This is a genomic window from Geobacter pickeringii, assembly GCF_000817955.1.
In the GTDB taxonomy this organism is placed as follows: Bacteria; Desulfobacterota; Desulfuromonadia; order Geobacterales; family Geobacteraceae; genus Geobacter; species Geobacter pickeringii.
Map to the genome: position 1 here is coordinate 2,269,535 of NZ_CP009788.1, position 19,553 is coordinate 2,289,087.

Here is a 19,553-nt window from a genome sequence, read left to right on the forward strand (position 1 = left end):
ACCGCGCCGGTATCCCTTTTTTTATTTCCATTCACTCGTACGCGGCACCGCTGACAATCAGAGCCTGACGCGCACCCCGCAGATCTCCATCACGAGCCGCTCCATCGTCAGGGTCGGCTTCCGTCCTCCCCCCTTCAGTGCCACATCGGAAGCGTAGAGCGCCTCGAAGACCGCCGCCAGCTCCGCTACGGTGAAATTGCGCGCCTGCTCCATCACCCCCTTGAGAAAATAGGGATTGATGCCGGTCGCCTTGGCGATATCCGGCGGCGGCATCCTTCGCACCGCGAGCTCCCGGACACGCCAGAGTTGGCGGAAATGGCGGGCGATCATCGCCAGGAGCATGAGCGGCGCCTCCCCGTCGCGCAGGATCGTTGAAAGACTGCGGAGTGACTTGGCCAGATCGCGCTCGCCAAGGGCATTGGCCAGGTCGAAAACGCTCTCCACCTTGGTGTCGGAGACCACCTCGCGAACATCGCCCACCGTCACCGCATCGCGGGTTCCGACGAACGTGACGACCTTCTCGATCTGCGCGGCAAGCTCACTCAGATTGTTCCCCGCCAGGTAGACGAGCATTTCGGCGGCTGCCGCTTCGATGCGCTTCCCGAGGGCGCGCGCCTCTTCCCGGATGAAGTTGCCGAGCTGGTTCTCGTAGGGACGCTTGCATTCGACAAGCTCTCCCCGCTTCTTCATCTCCTGGAAGAACTTTTTCCGCTGGTCGATTTTCTCCCCGGCAAAGACGAGACAGGTGCCGGGCGATGGATCGGCGACGCAGGGGGTGAGGATCTCCAGGGCGGCGGCGGAGAGCTCGCCGGCCCGTTTGACGAGCACCAGGCGGCGCTCGGCGAACATCGGAAGGGTCTGGGCCGCTGCGGCAATTTCCTCTCCCTTGCACTCATTGCCGTAGAAAATGTCGAGATTGAAATCCCGGAAATCCGGCGCAACCACCAGCGCCTGCAGGCGTTTTACGGCCCGTTCGAGGAGATAGGGTTCATCACCGTAAAAATAATAAAGGGGGGCTATCTCCCCCCGTGCCGCAGCCTTATCGAATTCGTCTACTTTCATGGGGTTCCAGACACCACTCAGAAATCCTGGACAAAGTGCATGTACACATCACGGGCAAGCTTGCGGCAGATCTCCCGGATGGCGGTATCCTCACTGTTTTGCTGCAACACGAGGTCGTCATTGGCGGGAAAGTCCTGGGTTGCCGAAAGGGCTCCCTTCCAGAGGATCTGGCCGGTTTCTCTCTTCTTGACGACGACTTCCGTCGCGATGGTGGCGCGGTACTCCTTCACCGTATCGGCGGCCGTGTAGGAAATCGCCGCTGTCCCGTAGGAGAGAATCGTACCGGTGATGACCGCGTCCCCTCCCGATTCGACCACGGACTTCCCCTCGCGCCTGACGAATTCATCCACCAGGAGATCGGCAACCCCCGCCTCGATGTTGGGGCGGAAGCTCTTGTTGGCAAAGATGGCAATCTCAACCGTCCTGCCGGCCAACTCGCGGTCCATCCTCGCAACGTGGTATCCGCAGCCGGAGACGACCACCGCGGCGAGGGCCATCAGCAGCCACGAGCGCACTCCCCGCACTCTTAGCACGCCGACCCCCTACCCTACCACGATATTGAGGAGTTTGCCCGGGACGTAGATCGCCTTCCGGACCTGCTTCCCGTCGAGCCAGGGCTTCACCTTCTCGTCGGAGAAGGCCGCGGCCTTCACCTCATCCTCCGCGGCGCCGGCCGGAACGGTCACCTTGCCCCGCAGCTTGCCGTTCACCTGGACGACGACCAGCAGCTCCTCATCCACACAGGCCGCCTCCTCCCAGGTGGGCCAGCCGGCCGACTCGACTCCGCCCCGGTGCCCCAGGGCCTCCCAGAGCTCCTCAGTCACATGGGGGACAAAGGGGGAAAGCATGAGGACGACGCTCTCCACCGCCTCCTTCAGAACGGCGGCATTTCCCGGCGCATTCTTCGGCTCGAAGGAGTAGATGGCGTTCACGAGTTCCATGACGGCGGCGATGGCGGTGTTGAAATGGAACCGCTCGTCCACGTCGTCGGTCACCTTGCGGATGGTCTTGTGAACCGTCCGGCGCAGCACCTTCCCTGCCTCGGTTACCGCTGCCGGATCGACAGGGCCGGCGGTGCCAATGAAAGGAAGCGTCTCGAAGACCAGACGCCAGACGCGGGAGAGGAAGCGATAGCTCCCTTCGACCCCCTGATCGCTCCAGTCGAGGTCCTTTTCCGGCGGCGCGGCGAAGAGGGAGAAGAGCCGGGCCGTATCGGCACCGTAGCGGTTGATGAGGGCATCGGGGTCGACGACATTCCCCTTCGATTTGCTCATCTTGGCGCCGTCCTTGATCACCATCCCCTGGGTGAGGAGGTTCTTGAACGGCTCGTCGACGTCCACATAGCCCAGATCCCGCAGGGCCTTGGTAAAGAAGCGCGCGTAGAGGAGGTGGAGCACCGCGTGCTCGATGCCGCCAATGTACTGGTCCACCGGCATCCAGTACTCGGCCCGGGCCTTGTCAAGCGGACCGGCGGCGAAATCGGGGCAGCAGTAGCGGAGAAAATACCACGACGACTGGACGAAGGTGTCCATGGTGTCGGTCTCGCGCCGTGCCTCCGCTCCGCACTGGGGGCATGAGACGTTGACGAAGGAGGGTACCTTTGCCAGGGGATTTCCCCCCTCGCCGGTGAATTCGGCATCCATCGGCAGGACCACCGGCAGATCCTTCTCCGGTACCGGCACCACGCCGCAGATATCGCAGTTGATGACCGGAATGGGGTTCCCCCAGTAGCGCTGGCGGGAGATTCCCCAGTCACGGAGGCGGTAGTTCACCGTCTTGGTGCCAATCCCCTCTTTCTGGAGATAGTCGGCGATCCGCTCCTTGGCTTCGTCGCTGCGGAGCCCGCCAAAGGGGCCGGAATTGGCCATGGTGCCGGCTTCGGTGTAGGCGGCCGTCATGGCGGCGGGGTCGAGGGTCTCCCCTTCAGGCACGATCACCACCTGGAGCGGCAGATCGTACTTGCGGGCAAATTCGAAGTCGCGCTGGTCGTGGGTCGGCACCGCCATGACCGCACCGGTCCCGTAGTCGAGCAGGACGAAATTCGCCAGATAGACCGGCATCCTGCGGTTGGTGACGGGGTTGATGCAGTAGCTGCCGGTGAAGACTCCCTCCTTCTCGAAGTCCTCGGCGGTCCGCTTGACCTTGTCGGTCTTCTTCACCTTCTCGATGAAGGCTTCCACCTCGGCGCGGCGGTCGGGCGTGGTCAGCTGCAGCGCCATCGGATGTTCGGGGGCCAGCGACATGAAGGTGGCACCGTACAGGGTATCCTGACGGGTGGTGAAGACCCTCACCTTCGCCAGGGTCCCTTCCACGGGAAAATCGATCTCGCAGCCAATGCTCTTGCCGATCCAGTTCCGCTGCATGACCAGTACCCGCTCGGGCCAGCCGGGGAGGTGGTGGGTCTGCTCCAGCAACTCTTCGGCATACTGGGTGATACGGAAGAACCACTGCTCCAGCTCCTTCTGGACCACTTCGCTGTCGCAGCGCCAGCAAGCGCCGTCTTCAACCTGCTCGTTGGCGAGCACCGTCTCGCAGGCGGGGCACCAGTTCACGAAGGAGCTCTTTTTGTAAACCAGCCCCTTTTCGTACATCTCGAGAAACATCTTCTGTTCCCACTGGTAGTAGTCGAGGTCGCAGGTGGCCAACTCGCGGTCCCAGTCGTAGGAGAACCCCATCTTCTTGAGCTGGCTCCGCATGTACGCGATATTTTCGTAGGTCCACTTGGCGGGATGGCTCTTGTTCTTGATCGCGGCGTTTTCGGCCGGCATGCCGAAGGCATCCCACCCCATGGGGTGGAGGACGTTGAAACCGCGCATCCTCTTGTATCGGGCGACCACATCGCCGATGGAATAATTGCGGACATGCCCCATGTGGATGCGGCCCGAGGGATAGGGGAACATTTCAAGCAGGTAATACTTCGGCTTTGCCGGGTCCTCACCGACTTTGTAGGTCTTCCCCGCTTCCCAGACGTTCTGCCACTTCCCCTCCACGTTCCTGGGGATGTACTTTTCTTCCACGATAAACCTCCGCACCACGTTCTCAGACTTGATAAGAAGTTCAGTTTTTAGCACAAAAAAACCGGCCATGCAAACATGTTCGCCATGGCCGGCATCCTGTCCGCCGGGTGCTAAAGGCGCGCCGTGCGGGCTTTTAGCAGACTAGTAATGTTCCTCTTTGTGACACTTCTCGCAGTTGATCGGGTCGCTGACGCTGAACGCCATGCTGAAGCCATGACAGGCACCGCACGACTGCCCCTTCTCCATCTCCTTCATGGTGTGCGGCTTGCGGCCGACGCCGGCCGTCACCATCTTGCCATGACAGTCCAGGCACCCAAGGCCCCGGCCGATATGGGTCTTGTGGCTGAACACCACGCTCGCCGTACCGGCGGGAAGCTCGAACTTGATCGCCTTGGTGACCGGATGACACTTCTCGCAGCTCCCCGTCACGGCGAAGGCGGTCTTGCCGTCGTGACAGGCACCGCACGACTGTCCCTTCCCCATCTCGGGCATGGAGACACGGCGGTTCCCCGCTCCCGGTGTATAGAGCGCGTCATGGCAATCACTGCAGCGGAAGGCGTTCACATGGAAGGCATGGCTGAAGCGGGCCCCCGACGCCGCAAAGGTGATCTCCTTCACGGGATGGCACTTAGTGCAGTTCTCCTTCACGGTAAAGGCGGTCTTGCCGTCGTGACAGGCGCCGCAGGAGCTCCCTTTCTCCATGTCGGCCATAACATGGCTTTTGCGCGCCACCCCCGTGGTGAAGATGGCGTTATGACAGTCGCCGCATTTGTAGGCGCCGAGCCCCAGGTGATACTCATGGCTGAAACGGGTCGCTCCGGCCTGTCGGGAGGAGAACGTCACATCGGGCGCGGTCTTGTGGCACGTGCCGCAGTCACCCTTCACGTCGAAGGCGCTCTTGCCGTCGTGGCAGGCGCCGCAGGAGTTCCCGGCCTCCATCTGGGGCATCGTCCAGCGCCGGTTGCCGGGTCCTGCCTTGAAAAGGGCATTATGGCAATCGCCGCAGCTGTATCCCCCCAGATGCTTCACATGCGGGAACCGGGCATCCAGGGCCAGCGTCACGTCGCGCAACGGATGGCACTTGGCGCAGGCATCGGCGGCCGTGGCCGAAAAGGCGGTCTTGCCGTCGTGACAGGCACCGCACGACTGTCCCTTCCCCATCTCGGCCATGGTGTACCGCTTGGCAGCCTTCCCCGCGACGAAGATGCTGTTGTGGCAATCGCTGCAGCCATACATCCCCCGGTGAAGGGAATGGCTGAAGGTCACGGTTCCGGCCACGCCGGTGTTGAAGGGGATATCCGTCGTCTTCACATGGCACTTGTCGCAGTTGCCCCGGACCCCGAAGACGGTCTTGTCCTCGTGACAGACGCCGCACGACTCCCCCTTCTCCATCTCGGCCATGGTGTAGCGCCTGCTGTTCACACCGCCGATGAAAATGCCGCTGTGACAGCTGCCGCAGTCGAGAATCTTCGTGTGGACCTTATGGCTGAAAAACGCGTTGCCCCCCTTCTCGAAACTGACATCCTTGACGTTGCTGTGGCAGGTCCCGCACTCCCCCTTGACCGAAAAGGCGGTATTCCCATTGTGACAACCACCACACGACTTCCCCTGCTCCATCTCGGCCATGGTGTACCGCTTGCCGTTGGGGCCGGCGACGAAGAACCTGCTGTGGCAGTCGCGGCAGCCGAACGCCCCGAGCCCCAGGTGGTTGGCATGGCTGAACAGGGCATCGGCGGCAAAGGTTATGTTCCGCACCGTGTGGCAGCGGGTGCAGTTTTGCTTTACGGTGAAGGCGGTGCTGCCGTCATGGCAGACGCCGCACGACTTCCCCCGCTCCATCTCGGCCATGCTGACATGGGGATTGTCCATCGACGCCTTGAAAATTGCGTTGTGGCAGTCGCCGCAGCCAAAGGAGCCGAGCCCGAGGTGGAACTTATGGCTGAAGGTGAGGGTGCCGAAGTCGGGGATCTCCATCGCCACCTCCTTCGTCAGATGGCAGCGGATGCAGGCGGACAGCGCAAAGGCACGCTTGCCGTTATGGCAGGTACCGCACGATTTCCCCTTCTCCATCTCGGCCATGGTGACCGGCGCCGCCTTCTTCGCTCCGATGGCAAAGACCGCGTTGTGGCAAAGGGTGCAGTTGCTTCCCACCGCCTTCAGATGTACCGGATGGCTGAACTCCACCCTGCCGGCATTGGAGGTGGAGAAGGTCACGACTTTGTAGTCATTGGCAAATAACAGCACGGGGAGGAACAGAAGCAGGAGGGAGGGGACGAACAGGCGTTTCACGAATCTTCTCCTCGGAACGGCGGCAAAATCGTCCCGCAAACCGGCCCGATTCCGCCGAATGGCGGTATACCGCAGGGTTTCAGGACATCAGGAGATGCCAAGCAATTCTCTTGCCACCGTGAGGACACGGGCGGCCTGGATCGGCTTGGTGATGTAATCGTTGGCGCCGAGGGCGAGAGCCCGCTCCCGGTCTTCGGCGGCCCCCTCGGTGCTGATGATGGCGATGGGGGTTGCCTTCATGGCGGGATCGCTTCGCACGAGGCTCACCAGCTTCAGGCCGTCCATGACCGGCATGTTGATGTCGGTAAAAATCAGGTCGAAACGCTCGCCGGCAAGCTTCTTCAGCGCATCCACCCCGTCGCTCGCCTCCAGGATCTCAACACCGGGGAGCCGCTTGACCGCAAACGCAATGAGCTGCCGCATGGTCGGCGAATCGTCGACTATCAGGATTCTCTTGTCGGGCATGGCCCCGTACCTCCGTTCTCCCTACCTGGTGAGGAGATTGATGAACCCCTGCATGGTCGAGAGCTTGCGCTCCGAATCGCTGTAGAGTCGGGAACTGAAGATCGCCGTGGCCGCATGACCGGCGAGCAGCGTGAACAGTTCGAAGTCGACCTGGGCAAAGGAGGTTTTCTGAATGAACAACCGGTAGATGACGATCACCCCGATCACATGTTCCTTGATCTTGAGGGGGATACAGACCATGGGCTGCTCCAGATCCCGCAGGTAATTGGCCGGGTCGGCGGCGAAGTAATTCTCGCCGGTGCGGGCGATGGAGCCGATCATCCCCTCGCCCGGCCGGATCGGGGGAAGTTCTCCCAGGGCAATCCCCTCGGCAGCCACCGCGGACAACAGCGACGTCCGCTCGTCGAGGAGCAGCACCGCAAACTCCTCGGCGCCGATCAGGTTGATGATGATCTCCGAGACGATCTGCAGCACTTCCCTGAAATCGAGGGTCGAATGGAGCTGGTAACTGGCGATGTAGAGATTGGCGAGGCTGTTGTTCTCCTCCTCGATCTCAACGTAGCGGGTGGCAAAGTCGTTATTTTCGGCCTCGATCTGCCGGATCCGCTGGAGAATTTCCTCCTTCTCCCGCTCCAGCTCATCGATCCGGGCCGCAAGAAGGCGGTTCTCCTCGAGAACAGGGGCGGGCGCGCCGATGCCGCGCGCCTCCTCCTCAAGCTGGAACACCCGGTACCGAAGCCGCTCGTTCTCCTTCATCAGCTCCTGGGAGAACTCCGCCCCTTTCTTGAACATCTGGAGAAACTCTTCGGCCCGGCTGTACATCCCCTTTTCGTCATCCATAGCCATATCTCGTCTCCCCAACAACAGACAGGTGGGGGCGCCGATCGAAACGGAGCGCCTGGGCAGCCGTCAACCGGCGTCAACCACTGCCCCGCACCGGAGCTTGATCTCGGCGAGCATCCGTTCCAGCGGAAGCACCTTGTCCACCATGCCGGTGGCCGCCGCCTCTTTCGGCATGCCATAGACCACGGCACTCTTTTCGGATTCGGCCAGCACCATGCCGCCGGCTTCCTTGATCGCCCTCACTCCCTTGCTCCCGTCGTTGCCCATCCCGGTCAGAATGACGCCGAGGGCGCGGGGGCCGAACACCACCGCGCAGGAGCAGAGCATGGCGTCCACCGAAGGAATGTAGCGGTCACTCTCAGCCGGCTTCACGATCCGTGCCACAACGTTGTCACCCTTTCGCTCAAAGGTGAGGTTCCGCCCTCCCGGGGCGATGAGTGCCCGGCCGGGGCGGACCAGATCACCGTCCGCCGCCTCCTTGATCTCCAGAACCGACAGGCGGTTGAGGCGATCGGCAAAGGTCCGGGTGAAGCCGGCCGGCATGTGCTGGGAGACGACGACGGCAAAGGGAGGAGCTTCCCGGAACGACGTGAGGATCGACTGCAGCGCCGGCGGTCCCCCCGTGGAGGCACCGATGGCCACTACGTCAATCCGCCCGCGGCCCACGGTAATGGGGGGAACGGCAGCCTTCTTCACCGGCTTCGGCGCCGGCTCGGGGAGTGCCGGCCGCTCCCGCCTGATGATCCCGGCCATGTTCAGGTGCAGGGCGCTGCGGACCTTCTGCTGGAGATCCTCGCTGATCTTCAGCAGCTCTTCGGAGATGGTGCTGGTTGGCTTTGCGACAAAATCGACCGCGCCGAACTCGAGAGCCTTGAAGACCTTTTCGTCGTCGCTGTTGGCGCTGATGACGATGACCGGCGTCGGCTTGTATCCCATAATGATCCGAAGCAGCGTAAAGCCGTCCATCTTCGGCATTTCGAGATCGAGGGTAACCAGATCGGGCTTCAGGTCAATGACCTTCCGGATCCCCTCTTCGCCATCAGCCGCATAGCCGACGACTTCAACCTCGGGCATATCCTCCAGCATCTTGGTGATGGCCCGGCGGTTGAACGCTGAATCGTCGATGACCACTACTTTTATTTTCTTCATGGCCGCCCCCCCGCTCCCGCCGGCTGGGGCTTCTGGTAAACCATATCGCTCCTCAGATGTCGCAGGGTAAAGGCCGTGGAGATGTTCATGAGCGACTCGGAGTGTCCGAGCAGCAGGTATCCGCCGTCGCGCAGGGTCCGGTGGAACGAATCGATTACCGTGCGCCGGGCCGCCTGGTCGAAATAGATGATGACATTGCGGCAGAAGATCGCGTCCATGCGGCCGAGCAGCGCGATCCGGTTACTGTCCAGAAGATTCAGGTGACTGATGGTGACGAGCTCCCGGACCTTCTCGTTGACCCGGTGCATGCCGTCCTGTTCGGTGAAATAGCGTCGGATGTACGTGTCGTCGGTCACGCGAAACGAAGACTTGCCGTAGAGCCCCTTGCGCGCCTGCTGGATCACCCGCTGGCTGATATCGGTGCCGACGATCTCCACGTTCCAGCCGGCAAAGCCCCCCATCTCCAGCAGCAGCATGGCGATGGTGTACGGCTCTTCGCCGCTGGAACAGCCCGCGCTCCATATCCTGAGCGAACGGTCGCCGCTCTTCAGCTTGGCCTCGCGGATCTCGGGAATGATCTCATCGGTGAATGCCTTCAGCTGGAACGACTCCCGGAAAAAATAGGTCTCGTTGGTCGTGAGGACATCCATGATGTCGGCGAGTTCCTGATCTTTCTTCCGGTTGTACTTGAGAAAGTGATAGTAGTCCCGGAACCCGGCGAGTTGATGGAACTGCAGGCGCTTCGCGAGGCGCTTCTCCAGCAGATAGGTGGCATCGGTATCGAAAAAGAGACCACAGTGGCTGTAGACAAGGTCCCGGATGAGGCGAAACTCCTCATCGGTCATGGTGATTTCAGCGTCGAGACCGAACATCAGGCCAACCTGCCGATCATGTCGCGGAGCTGACCGCGCACCAGTTCGTCGGTTTCGGACTCAAGGGCCCGCTCAAGGTGCGGCAAGGCCCGTGCCCCGAGGAGCTGCACCATCGCACGCACGAAACCCGCCCGGACTTCCCAGTGGGGGTGGGCCAGGAGCCGTTCGCGGCAGTCGTCGACCCATTCCGCATCACCACGGGAAAGGATCTCGATGGCAGACTTGACCACTTCTTCATCGGGATTGTCGAGACAACGCTTCACGAGCACCGACGCCCGCTCCCCTTCCATGCCGGCAAGGGTCTCCAGGGCGGTGATGAGCACCACCCCGCCGGCAGTGGGTAGAAGCCTCTCGATGGCGTCGAGGACCCGGCCCCCGCCATATCTGCCAAGCCCCTTGAGGGCGGCGCACTGCACCCAGGGGTCGTCATCGCCCAGGGCAAGGAGGAGCGGCTCCGGCGCCTCATCCCCTCCCAGTTCGCCGATCCCCGCAACGGCGGCGATCCTCACGTCGGGGTCCTCGTCAACAAGGGCCATCACCAGACTTCCCAGAGAGGCCGGATTGCGCAGCCCCGCCAGGGCACTTACCGCACTGCGCCGCACGAGGGAGTCTTCGTCCTTCACGAGCAGCGCAAGACGCTCGGCATCCATCAGGGCAGCATAGAGCCGCGTCGCGGAACGCCGTGCCTCCGGCGCCTCTGACGAGGCGAGGGATTGGGCAATTTCCCGCACGCTCTCGCCTCCGGAGGCAGCGAGTTGGGCAAGGGCGGAAACGGCGCCTTCGCGCACGTCGGGATCGTGATCGTCGAGCAGCGCCGCCACCTCTCCAAGAAGGGCGACCAGGCCGATCTTGCCGGCAGCCAGGGCCGAAATGCGACGGAGCATCGGCCGGCTGCTCCGCATCCCTTCGGCGAGATGAGACGCGCAGCCGGCATAGCCGGTCTCTCCCCATACCTGGATGATGTAGACACGTTCCTCGTCGTCGGCGGATGGGTAGAACTCCATCAGGGCGGCCATGCCGCGCTCGTCCATGACCCGGAACCCCTGGAGGCAGAGACGCCGGAGCCGCTCGTCCCGGCATCCCTGCAGCAGTGCCGTGGCGGCGCGCTCGTCGCCAATGGTGCCGAGAATCCTCACCAGCGCCTCCCGCACCCCGTAGTCGATGGTATCCAGTGATGTCAGCAGCGCGTCGACGCAGGCGGTCCCCCTGAGCGCGGCAAGACGGCCGTCAACGTCAGTCATCGCGACGGGGGCCGGAAGCCGCCCCCTCAGACGAACGAGGGCCACCGCTGCCGCTTCCCGGGCAGCACGCACCTTGTCCGCAAGCCCTTCCACCAGCAGCGGAACCGCATCCACGTCGCCCACCGCACCCAGACACTCGAAAACAGGGCGCTTGAGCAGGCTGTCCGAAGCAAGCGGTGCGAGCACCGCGAAGGGGATCGCCTCGCCGATCCGGGCAAGGGCGCCGAGGACCGAATACCGGAACCAGACGTCGTTCACCACCAGGGAGTCCACGAGGTGCGGGACGGCCCGCGGATCACCGATCTTCCCCAGATTCTCCGCCGCGGCGGCGGAGACGTTTGCATCCTGGTCCCGAAGCGCGCCGACGAGGGCGGTAATGCACGAACGGTCAGCGATGTTGCCGAGGATATCGATGACGAATTTGCGCACGTCACGGTCCTCGACGTCGATATGACGCAGGAGCGCGGGGAGCGCCGCACTGCCGAGACGCTCCAGCGCCTCCACCGCCGAATTGCGGAGGCCGGCATTGTCGGGCGAGGCGAGGAGTCCGACGAGCCCTTCCACCGCCGCCCCATCCGGCTCGGTATCGAGAACGACGTTTACCGCCTCCTTGCGCACCCGCCAACTGGTGTCTCCCATGGCGTCGAAGAGCAGATGCCGCACCTCGGCGAAGGGACGGGAGGCAAGGGCGAGTACCGCCCGGCGGCGCTCCTCTTCGTCCTGTGCATGGAGGCGTTCGTTGAGGCTATCCAGTTGGTCCAATGGAAAACTCCTTGTCGTGCCTGCGTGGAGAGTGCTGCATGGCGGCGGTGCCGGCGCGGAAGCGGTCGGAGGAGAGATGCGATTCAGAACGGTCATGCTGAAGGAAATGCGGCCAGATCATGGGCCCGCAACGCCTGCTGAGGTCCGGATTCCCGGCAAGCGCCGCCCCGTTATGGGGCCGGGACGACCTCGGACATCCGGGAAATCCCGGCGAGCGCCGACGTCTCACGACTGCTGAGGATTCGATCGAGATTGAGCAGCATGATCAGCGCCTCGCGCACGAGGCAGACCCCGATGAGATACTCGGCACCAATCCCCTCCACCACCTGGGGCGGCGGTTTGATGTCGTGGACCTGGACCGTGACGACCTCGGTCACGTCGTCCACCACCAGACCGACGAGCTGGCGCGCCACGGCCACCACCAGCAGCCGCGACTCTTCCAGCGCAGTCCGTTCGGGAAGATCGAATCGTTTGCGCAGGTCGACTACCGGGATCACGTTGCCGCGCAGATTGATGACCCCCTCAACGAAGGGGGGAGCCTTGGGAAGGCGCGTCATTTTCTGGGGGCGGATGATCTCCTTGATCCGCATGATATCGGCGGCAAAGGAGGCGTCGCCGATGCGGAAGCAGGCAAGCTGAATTTCCTGGATCTCACTTTCCATCGTCATCCCTTTAGCGTCTGGCGGTCGCGGGTGTCAGCCGGCGATGAGCCCCTGTATTATCTCCATGATGCGGGCGGATTTGAACGGTTTGGTCACGTAGGCGGCCGCCCCGGCGTCGAGCCCCTTCTTCTGGTCCTGTCCGCTCTTCTTGGCCGTCAGCATCACGACCGGGATATGGCTGGTCGCGGGATTCGCCTTGATCCGCCGGCAGACCTCGAACCCGTCCATCTCGGGGAGCATGATGTCAAGGATTACCAGATCGGGCTTGACGACGTCGATCTGCTCGAGGGCGGCGATGCCGTCCAGCACCCCCGTAACGTCATAGCCGCGGGAAGAGAGAAGAATGCTCTCAAGCTTGAGCAGGCTCTCCTCGTCCTCGACGATCAGAATCTTTTTCTTGTTCATGACCACCGCCTTTCGCCTCTGCTCAGCAGAGGGCCGCGTCCAGAACCTTGTCGAGATTGAGCAGGATGATGATTTCCCCCGTGTTGCGTCCGATTCCGCCGACGAAGTCGCGATCGATGCCATCGAGGACGGCCGGGGGGGGCTCGACCGAATCGGCGTCGATCCGCACCACCTGGGTCACTTCGTCGACGAGGAGACCACAGAGACCATCGCCGCGCTTGACCACGATGATCCGCTCCTTGTTCCGCACGGCGGCCTCGCCGAGACCGAGCCGTTCCCGGAGCACGAAGACCGGGATGATGATTCCGCGCAGGGAAAGGACTCCGGCGATGAATGGCGGGGCGTGGGGAATTTCCGTGGTTTCGCGCGGCTTGATGATCTCCTTGAGATCCATGATGTCGATGCCGTAGATCTCGTCCGCGACCCGGAAACAGAGGATTTCCCGCGACCCCACAATCGCTGGGGTCGTCTCGGCGGCGACACCGGCGGGAAGGAGCTCCTCCACGAGGGCCGCCTTTCGCCCCTCAAGGATGATGGCCAGCGGGTCCTGAATGGCCGGCGGAAGCGCCGGCACGGCCAGAGGAAACGTCTCGGGCGCCGCCGCCGGGAAAAGATCGTCGTAGATCGGTGTCTCCCCCCCGCTCGGCTCCTCCACCGGAGCCGTCTCCTCACGGGGGAACGGCGCTGCGGCCGGAGCGGGCGCACTCTTTCCCTCTCTCCGCTCCCGCTGGGCCTTTTTCCGTATTTCTGCAATATCCATCATGATCACACGCCCCGAAACCCATTACACGAAGTCGTTCTGCAATCATACCATGCTGCAGCGCCGAAGGCGATGCAGGGATTCAACACGGGAGCCGGCCCAACGGGAAACCGGCGGCGTCTCCGCCCCGTTGCCGTCAGTACAGGCTTGCCTCCTCACGCAACTCCTCCACCAGCGAGGCGTCGATCCAGGAGGCGTCTCTCCCGAAGCCGACCAGGAGTGCATTGGTGGCGAGGATATTGATCTTCCGCGGGACCCCGCCGGAGAGGTCATAGATCCGGCGTACCGCGTCCGGCGAAAAGAGCCCCGGCACCCCACCCGCCACTTCAAGCCGGAAATCGATGTATTCAAGGGTTTCCTCCAACGTCAGGGGCTGGAGGTGATAATGCATGGCGATCCGCTGCCGAAGCGGCTCATGGACCGGATCGGCGAGGATCTGCCGCAACTCCGGCTGCCCCATCAGCACAACGCTCATCAGGTTCTGATCGTCCAGCTGGAAGTTGGTCAGGAGACGAATTTCGTCGAAGAGCTCCCGATCCGGGATGAGCTGCGCCTCGTCGATCACGATGACCGGACAGCGTCCTTCGGCGCGCAGGACGAGCACCGCCTCACCGAGCTGCTTCAGCAGTTCGTCCTTGGCGACGGCCGGGCTCTCCACGCCGATGCTCCGGGCAACGGCACGGAGGAACTCCAGGGGGGTCAGGCGCGGATTGACGATGAAGCAGAAGCGGCACTCCTCCCCCATGGCGTCCATGAGCGCCCGGGAGATGGTGGTCTTGCCGCAGCCGATGTCTCCGGTGAGCAGCGCCAGCTCCCGTTCCTCCACCGCGTACTGCAGGCGGGCCAGCGCCTCCCGGTGTCCCCGGGAGAGGAAGAGATAGCGCGGATCGGGGGTCTTGGAGAACGGCTTTTCCTTGAGTCCGTAGAATTCCCGGTACATCTACCCTCCGCTCCGGAATGCCTCGCCGATGATCCCCCCCACGTCGAGAACGAGGATCGTCCGCTGGTCGCCAAGGTCGGCGGCCCCCGAAATACCCCGGTACCCCTTGAACATGTCGCCGAGGGACTTGATGACGATATCCTGCTGTCCCGTCAGGTCGTCAACGATGATCCCGAGGCGTTTTTCGGCCACCCCCACCACGACCACGTAAAATTCCCCGGAGGGAGGCGTCTGACGCGCGACGCCGAAGAACCGCTCCAGCCGCACGAGCGGCAGGGTCGTCTGCCGGAGCTGATAGACCTCCTTGCGCTCGACGGTGTCGATATCCGCCTCGGAGGCGAGGATCGTCTCCAGCACCGAGGTAATCGGGATGGCGTAACTGCGCCCCGCCGTGGTGACGAGAAGCGCCTTGATGATCGCCAGGGTGATCGGCAGGGTGATGATGACCCGCGTTCCCCGGCCGAACTCGCTGTCGATATCGACCATCCCCGATACGGCGGCGATGTTGTTCTTCACCACGTCCATGCCGACGCCGCGCCCCGAGAGTTCGCTCACCTTGTCGGTGGTGGAGAAGCCGGGAAGGAAGATGAAATCGAGGGCGTCCCGGTCGGTAATCCCTTCGAGGGACTTGATGAGTCCCTTTTCCAGGGCCTTCTTCTTTACCTTCTCGATATTGATGCCGCGGCCGTCCTCGGCCACCTCGATGACGACATGGTTCCCCTTCTGGTACGAGGAGAGCCGGATGGTGCCCCGCTCGGGCTTGCCGGCGGCGACCCGCTCCTCGGGGGGCTCCAGCCCGTGATCGATGGCGTTGCGGACGATGTGGACCATCGGGTCGGAAATATCCTCGATGATCAGCTTGTCGAGCTCCGTATCGGCCCCGAACATCCTGAGGTCGACCTTTTTCCCCTGCTCGCGGGAAACCTTGCGGACGATCCGGGCGAGTTTCTCGAAAAGTTGCCCCACCGGGATCATCCTGATCTCCATGACCCCCTTCTGAAGCTCGGTCAGTTTGCGCTCCAACCCCTTGGCCGCCTTGCCGAGCTCGATGGCGAGGGACGAAAAGCCCTCGAGACGCATGCGCGTCGCCAGCGCCGAGATGGTCGAGTGGGAGAGGACCAGCTCGCCGACGATATTCATCAACTCGTCGAGCTTGCCGATGTCAACCCGCACCGTCCGGCTCATGCTTTTGGCGGTCATCTCCTCGCCCCCTGCCACCGGGACGACGGCCGACGCTGCCGGGGCCACGGTCGGTGCCGGAGCCGGAGCGGAGACCGCCGTGGTGGCGGTGGCGGTGGCGGGAGCGGGCGCCGCCGGTGCAGCTGCCGCTCCGAAGGCGGCAATGTCGACATTCTCGCGATCCACCAGGGTCGCCACGCCGTCGCGGTCCAGTTCCGTGCCGTAGAGAATCTCGAAATCGATCATCGACTCAGGAGTGGCACTGGCGCTCGGCAGGGTGCTCACCACCTCGCCCGCCCCCTTGAGGGCCTCGGAGATCTCACCCAGATCCTGGTCGAAGGACATGAGGCTGAACGATGCGTGGATGGAGTAGATCGTCCGCCCCTTCTTCACGTTCTCGAGAAGGCGGTGCTCTTCGTACTCGGTGAGGGAATTGAGGATGCGCTCGGGGATTCCGAGCTTCTGCAAGGGAGACTCCCCGGCGATCGGCTCGGCCGAGGCACAGGCGTTGAGCCGGGCAACGGCGTCGGCGATGGCGGCCGAGTGGTCATCTCCGCCCCCCAGCCCCCGCACCACGGCGCCGAGAAGCTCCATGGAGTCGAACAGGACGTTCATCACCTCGGGGGAGAGCGCCACCTTGCCGAGGCGGAGTGAATCGAGGAGGTTTTCCAGATTGTGGGCGATCAGCTGGATGTCGCTGAAACCGAACATCCCGGCAAGCCCCTTGAGGGAGTGGGATCCGCGGAAGATCGCGTTGAGGAGGTCGGGGTCGCACTCCCCGCTGTCGGCGCAGTCACTCAACGTGACCAGGTCGGTGTTGAGCTTCTCGACAATCTCTTCGGCTTCGGCCAGAAAGTCTTCCAAGGCCCTGCCGGACTCATCGTGTGAATTGGTCATGGGACACTCTGCACGCTGGAATGGTGGAACCCGGGCCTTCTCAGGCGGTGTACTTCACGATCAGCTCCTGCAGCCGGGCCGGATCGAACGGCTTGACGAGATACTCGTTCGCCCCGAGGGAAAGCCCCTTTTCCCGATCCCGCTCGCTCCCCTCGGTGGATATGATGAAGAGCGGGATATGACGGTAGTTATCGCTGGTGCGGACAAAGCTCACCAGCTCCAGCCCGTTGATGTCGGGCATATTGATGTCGGTGATGATGAGATCCACCGGCTCCCGCGGCAGGAGACGCAACGCCTCGAAACCGCTGGCCGCCTCCACGACCTGGTATCCGCCGAGGGACTCGATCGTGGCGACCAGGAGTGATCGCATGGTGGCAGAATCTTCGGCGATGAGAATCTTCTTCACGGTCTCCCCCGGCTGTTTTCCATCAGTTTTCGTTCCAGAAGCGCCTTCTCCATGGCGACCCCTGCCTGGGAAAGGAATATCTCCAGCGATTCGGTGCCGCCGATCGACTTTTTGCCCGGGAGGTTGTCGCCGTACAAAAGGGCCACGACCTTCCCTTCGCTGACGATGGGTCCCACGAAGACCTCTTCGGGAATCCCGTCGTCGAGTTGCCCGAAGAGGAAGCTGTTCCATTCGAGCGGATCGGGCTTGAGGACCGCTGGATGCTTCGCCTCCATGACCCCGCTGAACAGCGAGGCCTCGGTTCGGGGAATCCGCAGATTCCTGATCCGGGCGTCCGCGGAGCCGTGACGGTCGGAGATCCCGAATTGGCCGAGGCCAACCAGCTCGTCCCCGATAACCATGAATATCACTGCCCGGTTCACAAACTCGGCGGCATAGCGAAGCACGAGGAGGGTGATCCCTCCTCCGAGGGAAGGGTCGTTCAACTCCCTCAACATGCCGTGCAGGAGGGTCATACCGCTGGTCGGCTCGGGCCGTCCGGCGGCAGAGGCCGGCACGTCCCCCAGTTCCCGACGAAGCAGATCGCCAAGATTAATCAGTCCGTCGGCGAAGTCAAAGGGACGTTCCGTCTTGCGGCCGTGGCGATCGGCGGCATCGGCCTTTTCCCCCGGGACCGCCCGTTTCTCGTCGGCGGGCCGGGCCCGCTCCGTGAGCAGGTACTGGGGACTCAGCCCCTGCTCGAGCATGAACTGCATCGGATCCATCAGGGCGGCATCGATCGCCTCCCCCATTTCCTTCAGCTCGAAATCGAAGGTCCCCTCGATCCAGCCGAAGAGAGCGTAGACCACATCCTCGATCTGCTCCCGAACCGTCTCTTCGATGACGGCGGGGGGAACATCGAAATACCGGACGAGGATCGCCCCGAGCCGCTCCCGGTGCCCCTCCCGCGCCTGAAGATCGAGGGCGCTGCGGAGTTTTGCCGGTTCAATGGCGCCCCGGCGGACCAGGGCCTCGCCGATGCTCTCGCTCTGGCTGCTTGATGTCGCCTGGATCACCTGCCCCAGGCGAAAAAAGAGGATTCCTTCGCGCCCCCTGCTCCGGAGCCGCAGGATTCCCGATTTCCGCGAGAGGCTGACGATCTGGAGGATTTCCCCCAGTCCGAGATCTTCGAGGTTGCCGATCAGACTCATCCGATACCGTCGCCCGATTCCGGAAAATCAATGGATGAAACGGCGCCCATCATAAATCATCAACCCTTGCAAGTAAAGTGTTTTACGGCCTTTACGACCTCTTGCGCTCCCTGCCGCGGAAGACCAGACGAAGGGGGGAACCGGTAAAATCGAACGCCTCCCGGAGCTTGTTCATAAGATAGCGCTCATAGGAGAAATGAATCCCCTCGGGACGATTGGTGAAGATGACGAAGGAAGGGGGCTTCGTCCCCACCTGGGTTGCATAGTAGAACTTCACCCGCCTCCCCTGGAACAGCGGCGCGTGGTGCTTCTCCACGGCATCCGAGAAGGCCCGGTTGAGATCGGCGGTGGAAACCCGCTTCGAATACTGGGCCATCACCGTCTCCACCTCATCCATCACCTTGTTGATCCGCTGTCCGGTCTTGGCCGATACGAATACTATCGGCGCAAACGGCAGATACTTGAACTCGGTCCTGATCTGATCGACGAATTTGCCGAGGGTCGAGTTGTCTTTCGCCAGGGTGTCCCACTTGTTGACCACGAAGATGCAGGCCCGGCCCGCCTCGTAGGCGTAGCCGGCGATCCGCTCGTCCTGCTCGGTCACCCCTTCCTCGGCGTTGATGACGACCAGCACCACGTCGGCCCGCTCGATGCTCCGCAGCGAATCGACCACGCTGTATTTTTCGAGCTTCTGGGTCGTCTTCCCCTTGCGCCTGATTCCCGCGGTGTCGATCAGGAGATAGCGCTTCTTGTTGCAGGTGAAGAGCGTATCGACCGAATCACGGGTCGTGCCGGGGGTCGGGTTCGCCACCACCCGCTCGAAGCCGAGGAGTCGGTTCACCAGGGAAGACTTGCCGACGTTCGGCCGCCCCACCACGGCGATCTTCGTCACATCCTCAGCCACCGCGGCGCCCTTCTTCTGCGGCAGGGCCGCCACCACCTCGTCCATCAGGTCGCCGACGCCGCGGTTATGCTCGGCCGAGATGGTCTGGATGTTCTCCACGCCGAGGGTGTAGAACTCGGCCGCCTCGTTCTCGAGCTTCTCGCCGTCCACCTTGTTGACCACGAAGAAGACCGGCTTGTCCACGCGGCGCAGCATCTCCACCACCTCGACGTCGGATGGGGTGAGACCGGCCCGGCCATCCATGAGAAAGAGGATCACGTCCGCCTCATCGATGGCGAGCTGGGACTGCTCGCGCATCTGCTGCAGGAGCCGGTCCTCGCTCGCCGGCTCGAAACCGCCGGTGTCGATCAGGATGAACGGCACCTCGTAGCGGGTGACGGTTTCGTAGTTCCGGTCCCGGGTGACGCCCGGCATGTCGTCGACGATGGCCTTGCGGCGTCCCACGAGACGGTTGAAAAGGGTCGACTTCCCCACGTTGGGGCGGCCGACGATGGCAACTATCGGTATCAT

17 protein-coding genes are annotated in these 19,553 nt (G+C 62.9%); all 17 read right to left on the reverse strand.

The genetic code is table 11. From position 1 onward, the window contains the following. Positions 1–57 precede the first annotated feature (57 nt). The 17 genes from holA to der all read right to left on the reverse strand — a co-directional run bounded on the left by holA (position 58) and on the right by der (position 19,553). Entirely contained in the window at positions 58–1,062 is a 1,005-nt protein-coding gene (gene holA / locus GPICK_RS10215; protein ID WP_039742850.1) for a DNA polymerase III subunit delta, read from the reverse strand. 17 nt (positions 1,063–1,079) lie between these two features. Next, positions 1,080–1,595 (reverse strand): LPS assembly lipoprotein LptE, encoded by a 516-nt coding sequence (lptE, locus tag GPICK_RS10220; RefSeq protein WP_039742852.1) that lies wholly within the window; start codon positions 1,593–1,595, stop codon positions 1,080–1,082. A gap of 9 nt (positions 1,596–1,604) precedes the next feature. Continuing rightward, positions 1,605–4,079, reverse strand: coding sequence for a leucine--tRNA ligase (gene leuS / locus GPICK_RS10225; RefSeq protein WP_039745645.1), 2,475 nt, complete (start codon positions 4,077–4,079; stop codon positions 1,605–1,607). Between the two features lie 141 nt (positions 4,080–4,220). Then, the gene (locus GPICK_RS10230) at positions 4,221–6,368 is read right to left on the reverse strand and encodes a cytochrome c3 family protein (protein ID WP_039742854.1); all 2,148 of its coding nucleotides are present in this window, start codon (positions 6,366–6,368) and stop codon (positions 4,221–4,223) included. 87 nt (positions 6,369–6,455) lie between these two features. Then, complete coding sequence (locus GPICK_RS10235; RefSeq protein ID WP_039742856.1) at positions 6,456–6,833, reverse strand: response regulator; 378 nt, start codon at positions 6,831–6,833, stop codon at positions 6,456–6,458. 21 nt (positions 6,834–6,854) lie between these two features. Then, positions 6,855–7,679 (reverse strand): GAF domain-containing protein, encoded by an 825-nt coding sequence (locus GPICK_RS10240; protein WP_039742858.1) that lies wholly within the window; start codon positions 7,677–7,679, stop codon positions 6,855–6,857. Positions 7,680–7,742: 63 nt separating this feature from the next. Then, the gene (locus GPICK_RS10245) at positions 7,743–8,825 is read right to left on the reverse strand and encodes a protein-glutamate methylesterase/protein-glutamine glutaminase (RefSeq protein ID WP_039742860.1); all 1,083 of its coding nucleotides are present in this window, start codon (positions 8,823–8,825) and stop codon (positions 7,743–7,745) included. After that, the gene (locus GPICK_RS10250; protein WP_039742861.1) at positions 8,822–9,697 is read right to left on the reverse strand and encodes a CheR family methyltransferase; all 876 of its coding nucleotides are present in this window, start codon (positions 9,695–9,697) and stop codon (positions 8,822–8,824) included. Before GPICK_RS10250 ends, GPICK_RS10245 begins: the two co-directional genes overlap by 4 nt. Further along, positions 9,697–11,700, reverse strand: coding sequence for a HEAT repeat domain-containing protein (locus tag GPICK_RS10255; RefSeq protein ID WP_039742863.1), 2,004 nt, complete (start codon positions 11,698–11,700; stop codon positions 9,697–9,699). Before GPICK_RS10255 ends, GPICK_RS10250 begins: the two co-directional genes overlap by 1 nt. Positions 11,701–11,870: 170 nt before the next feature. Continuing rightward, positions 11,871–12,362 carry a chemotaxis protein CheW gene (locus GPICK_RS10260; protein ID WP_039742865.1) on the reverse strand — a complete coding sequence of 164 codons (492 nt, stop codon included), beginning with the start codon at positions 12,360–12,362 and terminating at the stop codon, positions 11,871–11,873. A 33-nt stretch (positions 12,363–12,395) separates the two neighbouring features. Continuing rightward, complete coding sequence (locus GPICK_RS10265) at positions 12,396–12,767, reverse strand: response regulator transcription factor (RefSeq protein ID WP_039742867.1); 372 nt, start codon at positions 12,765–12,767, stop codon at positions 12,396–12,398. Positions 12,768–12,789: 22 nt separating this feature from the next. Further along, a complete protein-coding gene (locus tag GPICK_RS10270) occupies positions 12,790–13,527 on the reverse strand; it encodes a chemotaxis protein CheW (protein ID WP_330217044.1) in 738 nt (245 codons plus the stop codon). 136 nt (positions 13,528–13,663) lie between these two features. After that, on the reverse strand, positions 13,664–14,467 hold the full coding sequence (locus tag GPICK_RS10275) for an ExeA family protein (protein ID WP_039742869.1): 804 nt from the start codon (positions 14,465–14,467) through the stop codon (positions 13,664–13,666). After that, positions 14,468–16,543 carry a chemotaxis protein CheA gene (locus tag GPICK_RS10280; RefSeq protein WP_039742871.1) on the reverse strand — a complete coding sequence of 692 codons (2,076 nt, stop codon included), beginning with the start codon at positions 16,541–16,543 and terminating at the stop codon, positions 14,468–14,470. It lies immediately after the preceding gene. Positions 16,544–16,583: 40 nt separating this feature from the next. Beyond that, complete coding sequence (locus GPICK_RS10285) at positions 16,584–16,949, reverse strand: response regulator (RefSeq protein WP_039742873.1); 366 nt, start codon at positions 16,947–16,949, stop codon at positions 16,584–16,586. Beyond that, positions 16,946–18,139, reverse strand: coding sequence for a DUF4388 domain-containing protein (locus GPICK_RS10290; protein ID WP_039742876.1), 1,194 nt, complete (start codon positions 18,137–18,139; stop codon positions 16,946–16,948). Before GPICK_RS10290 ends, GPICK_RS10285 begins: the two co-directional genes overlap by 4 nt. Positions 18,140–18,230: 91 nt before the next feature. Beyond that, on the reverse strand, positions 18,231–19,553 hold the full coding sequence (gene der / locus GPICK_RS10295) for a ribosome biogenesis GTPase Der (protein ID WP_039742878.1): 1,323 nt from the start codon (positions 19,551–19,553) through the stop codon (positions 18,231–18,233).

What these genes read in the sequence shown, in the direction of transcription:
- holA (WP_039742850.1), bottom strand. Translation starts at nt 1,062, where the DNA reads ATGAAAGTAGACGAATTCGATAAGGCTGCGGCACGGGGGGAGATAGCC.
- GPICK_RS10235 (WP_039742856.1), bottom strand. Translation starts at nt 6,833, where the DNA reads ATGCCCGACAAGAGAATCCTGATAGTCGACGATTCGCCGACCATGCGG.
- GPICK_RS10240 (WP_039742858.1), bottom strand. Translation starts at nt 7,679, where the DNA reads ATGGCTATGGATGACGAAAAGGGGATGTACAGCCGGGCCGAAGAGTTT.
- GPICK_RS10245 (WP_039742860.1), bottom strand. Translation starts at nt 8,825, where the DNA reads ATGAAGAAAATAAAAGTAGTGGTCATCGACGATTCAGCGTTCAACCGC.
- GPICK_RS10250 (WP_039742861.1), bottom strand. Translation starts at nt 9,697, where the DNA reads ATGTTCGGTCTCGACGCTGAAATCACCATGACCGATGAGGAGTTTCGC.
- GPICK_RS10260 (WP_039742865.1), bottom strand. Translation starts at nt 12,362, where the DNA reads ATGGAAAGTGAGATCCAGGAAATTCAGCTTGCCTGCTTCCGCATCGGC.
- GPICK_RS10265 (WP_039742867.1), bottom strand. Translation starts at nt 12,767, where the DNA reads ATGAACAAGAAAAAGATTCTGATCGTCGAGGACGAGGAGAGCCTGCTC.
- GPICK_RS10270 (WP_330217044.1), bottom strand. Translation starts at nt 13,527, where the DNA reads ATGGATATTGCAGAAATACGGAAAAAGGCCCAGCGGGAGCGGAGAGAG.
- GPICK_RS10275 (WP_039742869.1), bottom strand. Translation starts at nt 14,467, where the DNA reads ATGTACCGGGAATTCTACGGACTCAAGGAAAAGCCGTTCTCCAAGACC.
- GPICK_RS10280 (WP_039742871.1), bottom strand. Translation starts at nt 16,543, where the DNA reads ATGACCAATTCACACGATGAGTCCGGCAGGGCCTTGGAAGACTTTCTG.
- GPICK_RS10290 (WP_039742876.1), bottom strand. Translation starts at nt 18,139, where the DNA reads ATGAGTCTGATCGGCAACCTCGAAGATCTCGGACTGGGGGAAATCCTC.
- der (WP_039742878.1), bottom strand. Translation starts at nt 19,553, where the DNA reads ATGATACCGATAGTTGCCATCGTCGGCCGCCCCAACGTGGGGAAGTCG.